Below are 6,241 nucleotides of genomic sequence, written 5' to 3' on the forward strand. Positions count from 1 at the left end.
GATTCCGGTCTCCACCGGAATGACGGTCGACCTATTCCAGCAGTAGCCTGAGCGCGATCGTCCACATGGTCAGCCCCACCAGCACCTCCAGCACGCGCCAGGCCGCCGGCCGCGCGAACACCGGCCGCAGCAGCGCCGCGCCGTAGCCCAGCGCGAAGAAGAACGCCAGCGACGCCGTCATCGCGCCCGCGGCGAACCAGCCGCGCGTGCCGGGGAACTGGGTGGAGACCGAACCGATCAGCAGCACCGTGTCCAGGTACACGTGCGGGTTGAGCCAGGTCAGCGCCGCGCAGGTCAGCAGGGTCGCCAGCAGGGGTTTGGCGGCGTCCGCCGTCGGCACCAGGGCGCCGGGGGATTTCCACGCGGCGTGGAAGCTCCGCGCGCCGTAGAACAGCAGGAAGGCGGCGCCGCCGTAGCGCATCAGCGGCGCCAGCCACGGCGCCTTGCCGAGCAGGATCGCCAGGCCGGTGACGCCGAGCAGGATCAGCACCGCATCGGACAGCGCGCACAGCAGGCAGATCCAGAACACGTGCTCGCGGCGCAGGCCCTGTTTCAGCACGAAGGCGTTCTGCGCGCCGATCGCCAGGATCAGCGACAGGCCCAGCGTGAATCCGGCGAGGGCGGCATGCATGCGGGAACTCCAGGCGAAGACGGGGCCGGCGCACCGCGCCGGCAGGGGTTCGAGAACAGGTATCCGGGTGAAGCGAGGAAAGCGCGCGGAGCGGCTAGCCGTCCGGTGGCGGCTCGTGCCGCAGCGCGGCCTGCAATAGCCGGCGCTGCAGCCTGTCGGCGAACGTGCCGGGCCGGGCCAGGCCCATCCGCTCCAGCGCGGCCGCCTCGTCCTTCGCCGGCTCGCCGGGGCGCAGCAGCGCCCGTACCAGCGCCAGTCTGCCGCGCCAGTGCGCAGCGGACGATTTCAGCCAGTCCAGCGCCGGCAACAGGCGCTGCTCCACCGCGGTGAAATCGCTGCCGAACGGAAACGCGGGCAACAGGCCCTGCCTGTGCAGCGGGCCGAGCGCCTCGCGCAGGCATTCCGGACGGTGCCGCCGCCAGGCCTCGGGGATCCGGAAATCCGCCGCCAGCTTGCCGTGCGCCTTCGCCTCGGCGGCGAGCGCATCGAGGAAGCGCGCGTCGCAGATCGACAGCATCGCCTCGATGCACTCGCTGTCGCTCTTGCCGCGCAGGTCGGCGACGCCGTACTCGGTGACGTAGATGTCGCGCAGGTGGCGCGGGATGGTGGTGTGGCCGTAGTTCCAGCGGATGTTGGTCTCGACCCCGCCGGCGCCGTGCCGGGTCGCGCGCAGCAGCAGCACCGAGCGGCCGTCGGCCAGTTCGTGCGCCATCGCCACGAAGTTGTACTGGCCGCCGACGCCGCTGACCACGTGGCCGTCCTCCAGCGCGTCGGACACCGCCGCGCCGAGCAGGGTCGCCATCATGCAGGTGTTGAAGAAGCGCGCGCCGCGCCGCTGCAGGCCGGCCAGCGCCTGGTGGTCGCCGTAGAGCTGGTTGACGTTGGAGACCGGGCACATGTCGATCGCGTCCGGGTCGGCCGCCTCGGTGGCGTCCAGCCACTCGTACAGCTCGCGCGAGCCGAGGAAGAACGCGCCGCGCAGGTAGTGCCCGCCCGGCGTGGCCGGGTTGAGCCGGCCCGCGGCCGAGGCGCGCTCCAGCGCCAGGTTGTCCCAACTGCGGCGCCTGAGGATGCCGGCGCGCTGCAGGTGCATGAAGCCGTCCATCACCATCTCGCTGGCGCCGTACAGCCCTTCGGCGAAGGGTTCCAGCCCGCCGCAGCTTCCGGCCAGCGCCTGGGTGGCCTGCTCGCCGTCCAGCGCCTGCAGGCCCTGCCGCCACGCCGCGTTGTCCTGCTGGCGCAGCAACAGCGCCTTCACCAGCGCGTCGGACAGCGCGCCGATGCCGATCTGCAGGCAGCCGCCGTCCTTCACCAGCGCGCTGGCATGCAGGCCCAGCGCGTACTCGGCCAGCGACACCGGCGGTCGCGGCAGCGCGAACAGCCTGGGCGAATGCGGCGGGTCCAGCTCGACGTCGAAGAAGGCCTCGTCCACTTCGGCATGCCCGCTCAGGTACGGCAGATCCGGGTGCACCACCGCCACGCACAGCGGGCGCGGCCGCCCGGCCAGTTCCGCCTGGCGCAGGAAATCCAGCGTGAGGTCCGGGTTGCTCGACAGGCTGTAGCGCACGCCGCCTGCCGTCTCGCGCCGCGCCACCAGTTGCACCAGCAGGTTGATGTCCTGCACCACCAGGTCGCGTGCGACGTGGGTGTAGTTCTGGCTGATGTAGTCGCGCTGCGCGCTGGCCGAGTGCAGCAGCGCGCCGGACTGCAGGTAGAACTCGTGCACCGCCACGTTGCCCGGCAGCGCGTTGCGCGCCTGGTCCACGGCGTATTCGGGGTTCTCGTAGTCCGCGCCGAAATGGCGGTCCAGGAACGGTTGCAGGAAGCGCCGCTCCAGCCCCGGCTTCGGCTGCGGCCGGACCAGCGAGAGCGCGGTGTACAGCGTCATCGTGCGACCCATGTCCGCCGCGGTGAGATGGTAAAGCGCGTTGAGCAGCCCGTGCGGCTTGCCCATGCCCAGCGGCGCGGCGATGCGCAGGTCGGGTCCCAGCCGTTCGGCGATCAGCTGGGCGCAGGCGGCGGTATCGGCGAAACGGAGCGCGGGCCTCATGCGCCGATCATGACAGAACGCCGCGACCGCCAGCCATGCCGGAGCGGACCGGCCGGCTTGTCCTACACTCGGGGGCATGTCACACGTACCGCCGATGTCCGCCCCGTCCAGCCGCGTGCTCGCCGAGCAGGCGCTCAGCCGCGCCGCGGGCGCGCCCTTGCTCAGCGGCAACGCGGTGGATCTGCTGATCGACGCCGCCGTGCACTACGAGCGCTGGCTGGCGGCGATCCGCGGGGCGCGGCACCGCGTGCTGCTGGAGAACTACATCATCCGCGACGACGAGGTCGGTCGCGCCTTCCGCGACGCGCTGGCCGAGCGGGCCCGCGAGGGTGTGTTCGTCGCCGTGGTCTACGACTGGCTGGGCTGCCTCGGCCAGTCGCGCGCCGCGTTCTGGAAGCCGCTGCGCGACGCCGGCGGCCAGGTGCGGGTGTTCAACCCGCCGACGCTGGGCGAGACGTTCGGCTGGATCAGCCGCGACCACCGCAAGCTGCTGGTGGTGGACGGCGTCCAGGGCTTCCTGTCGGGCGTCTGCATCAGCGCGAAATGGCTGGGCGATCCGCAGCGCGGCATCGCGCCCTGGCGCGATACCGGCGTGGCCCTGCGCGGCCCCGCCGTGGGCGAGCTGGAGGCCGCCTTCGCGCAGAGCTGGGCCAGCATCGGCGCCGCCCTGCCGGCCTGGCCCGCAGCGTCGGCGGAGGCCGCGCCGGCCGGCGACGTGGCGCTGCGCGTGATCGCTACCCAGCCGGCCACCACCGGCATGTATCGGCTCGATCAGCAGATCGCCGCACTGGCGCGCCGCACGCTGTGGCTCACCGACGCCTATTTCGTCGGCATTGCGCCTTACGTGCAGGCGCTGGCCGCGGCCTCGCGCGACGGCGTGGACGTGCGCCTGCTGGTGCCCGGCAGCAGCGACATCCCTATGGTGGCTGGCATGTCGCGCTCCGGCTACCGCCCGCTGCTGAAGGCCGGCATCCGCGTGTTCGAGTGGAACGGCTCGATGCTGCACGCCAAGACCGCGGTGGCCGACGGCCAGTGGGCCCGGGTGGGCTCGTCCAACCTCAACATCGCCAGTTGGCTGGGCAACCGCGAGATCGACGTGGCGGTGGAAGACGAAGGCTTCGCCCGCCTGCTGGCCGCGCAGTACGAGCGCGACCTGCAGAACGCCACCGAGATCGTGCTGGCGCCGCGCCAGCGCCGGCGCGTCGAGAAGGTGCGAAGCAGCGAGGCGCGCCCGCCGCGCCCGCGCGGCGCCAGCGGCAGTTCCAGCCGGGCCGCGGCCAGCGCGCTGCGCATCGCCAACACCGTCGGCGCGGCGATCACCGACCGCCGCGTGCTGGGCGATACCGAAACCGGCCCGCTGCTGGGCGGCACCGCCCTGCTCGTCGTGCTGGCCGCCGTCGCCGCGCTGTGGCCGGCCGTCGTCGCCTGGCCGATCGCCGCGCTGGCGGCCTGGTTCGCGCTCAACCTCGGCATACGCACGTGGCGGCTGCGCCGCCGGCGCCTGGCGCGCCAGCGCGATCCGGACGCCGACGACTGAGCCGGCCCCGCCGGACCGGCCACAGGTGCCGCTCCGGAACCGCCGGCAGCCCGGCGCGGCGACCGCCGGAGCAAGCCCGCCATCGCCCTTTTCCGGGCAGAAGCAAGCCTTATTCCTCAATGGCTTGCGGGCACAACATCATGTTAGTCTCGATGGTCCATGCAGACCTTCGACCGCAGCCCCGACGACGCCCCGCCGCGCCACGTCCTCACTCCGAGCACGCTCAACCGGCTGGTGCGCGGGCTGCTGGAGGATGCGCTGCCGATGGTGTGGATCGAGGGCGAGCTGTCGAACGTGGCGCGGCCCGCCTCCGGCCACCTGTACTTCACCCTGAAGGACAGCGGCGCCCAGGTGCGCTGCGCGATGTTCAAGCCCAAGAGCGGCTGGCTGAAATTCAGGCCGGCCGACGGCATGCAGGTGCTGGTGCGCGCACGGGTCGGGCTGTACGAGCCGCGCGGCGAATACCAGCTCGTCGCCGAACACATGGAGCCGGCCGGCGAAGGCGCCCTGCAACGCGAGTTCGAGCGGCTGAAGGCACGGCTCGACGCCGAGGGCCTGTTCGACCCGGCGCGCAAGCGCCCGCTGCCGCGCTTCGCGCGGCGCATCGGCGTGGTCACCTCGGCCACCGGCGCGGCGGTCCGCGACGTGCTCAGCGTGTTCGCGCGGCGCTGGCCGCTGGCCGAGGTCGAGGTGCTGCCGGTGCCGGTGCAGGGCCGCGAGGCGCCGCCGGCGATCGTTTCGATGCTGCGCCGGGCCTCCGCCTGCGGGCGCTACGACGCGCTGCTGCTGACCCGCGGCGGCGGCTCGCTGGAAGACCTGTGGGCATTCAACGACGAGCAGGTGGCGCGGGCGATCCACGCCAGCGCCGTGCCGGTGGTGAGCGCGGTCGGCCACGAGGTCGATTTCAGCATCGCCGACTTCGTCGCCGACCTGCGCGCGCCCACGCCATCGGCGGCGGCCGAACTGCTGGTACCCGATGCCGATGCGCTGGGCCGGCACCTGTCGCAACTGCGCCAGCGCCTGACCCTGCTGGAGCAGCGCCGGTTGCAGGCGCGCATCCAGCGCGTCGACCACCTGCTCGCCCGCCTGCAGGCGCAGCGCCCGCAGGCCCGCCTGGCGCGCGACCGCGAACGGCTCGTCCATCTGCAACGCCGCCTGCTCGGCGTGCAGCGCGAGCAGGGCCAGCAGCGCCGCGCGCGGCTGGACCGCATCCACGCGCGCCTGCTCGCCCAGCATCCCCGGCAACGCCTGCAACTGTTGCGCCGGCTGCTGGCGGAACACGCCCAGCGGCTGCGCCAGTCGATCGAGCGCCGGCTGGAACGCGAACGCCTTACCCTGCAGCAGTCCGCCCGCGCCCTGCACGCGGTCAGCCCGCTCGCCACGCTGGAGCGCGGCTACGCCATCGTGTTCGACGCCGACGGCAAGGTGGTGCGCTCGGCCAAGGACGTGGCAGCAGATACCCGCCTACGAGCCCGCCTCGCCGATGGCGAGCTGGCGCTGCGGGTGGAGCCGGACTGAAAACTGGCTATAAGGATTCGCAGTCGGCATCCGGTACCACCCTGGGTTTCAAGCCGCAAAGCTTGCCAAGAAAACCTAAGCCTGCAAGCAATCGTGCACTATGGCCCGGCATATTGAAAGCGATTTTCCACATAAACAACGTCATGTCGCTTATCGACATAAGCAAAATAATGATAAGAAACCTTTCTCGTAAGCCTGGAAGGGTCAAAAACATCGTAAACCCTTATTATTTCAGACAAATCAACCGCACCTCCGATATTGGGAGTTGGCAAGAACCCTTTGCCAGACTTCTTTTCCGCATATATCTCATAGCTCAAACCCCTACTCTTCAGAAAATCCAAAAACCACTCTTCCGAAACCGGAAGACTCAAACCTTTATCATATGTTTTGTTAAAAGTATCCTCATTATCTCCCCCAAAGAACCCATTTAGAGCCATCTCTCTGCGTAGCCTTCCCCGTCAAGTAGCGCACTCAAAAGGAGAAGTTTGCCGCTCGCAGTGTTCGC

At 70.6% G+C, this 6,241-nt stretch carries 5 protein-coding genes; 2 read left to right on the plus strand and 3 right to left on the minus strand.

Features of this window, described 5'->3' with window-relative positions; genetic code table 11:
• Positions 1 to 31: 31 nt before the first annotated feature.
• Both ASG87_RS11560 and ASG87_RS11565 read right to left on the minus strand, forming a co-directional pair.
• Positions 32 to 631, minus strand: coding sequence for a LysE/ArgO family amino acid transporter (locus ASG87_RS11560; protein ID WP_056005026.1), 600 nt, complete (start codon positions 629 to 631; stop codon positions 32 to 34).
• Positions 632 to 725: 94 nt separating this feature from the next.
• Positions 726 to 2,681 carry an acetyl-CoA hydrolase/transferase C-terminal domain-containing protein gene (locus ASG87_RS11565; protein WP_056005028.1) on the minus strand — a complete coding sequence of 652 codons (1,956 nt, stop codon included), beginning with the start codon at positions 2,679 to 2,681 and terminating at the stop codon, positions 726 to 728.
• A gap of 94 nt (positions 2,682 to 2,775) precedes the next feature.
• Between ASG87_RS11565 and ASG87_RS11570 the strand changes: the two genes are divergently transcribed.
• Together ASG87_RS11570 and xseA are read left to right on the plus strand one after the other, a co-directional pair.
• Positions 2,776 to 4,218, plus strand: coding sequence for a phospholipase D-like domain-containing protein (locus ASG87_RS11570; protein ID WP_157511053.1), 1,443 nt, complete (start codon positions 2,776 to 2,778; stop codon positions 4,216 to 4,218).
• A gap of 159 nt (positions 4,219 to 4,377) precedes the next feature.
• On the plus strand, positions 4,378 to 5,736 hold the full coding sequence (xseA, locus tag ASG87_RS11575; protein WP_056005032.1) for an exodeoxyribonuclease VII large subunit: 1,359 nt from the start codon (positions 4,378 to 4,380) through the stop codon (positions 5,734 to 5,736).
• Between the two features lie 98 nt (positions 5,737 to 5,834).
• Here xseA and ASG87_RS20165 read toward each other — a convergent pair whose 3' ends face one another.
• Positions 5,835 to 6,173 (minus strand): hypothetical protein, encoded by a 339-nt coding sequence (locus ASG87_RS20165; RefSeq protein WP_157511054.1) that lies wholly within the window; start codon positions 6,171 to 6,173, stop codon positions 5,835 to 5,837.
• Positions 6,174 to 6,241: the final 68 nt, after the last annotated feature.

This window comes from Frateuria sp. Soil773, from assembly GCF_001428405.1.
In the GTDB taxonomy this organism is placed as follows: Bacteria; Pseudomonadota; Gammaproteobacteria; order Xanthomonadales; family Rhodanobacteraceae; genus LMSL01.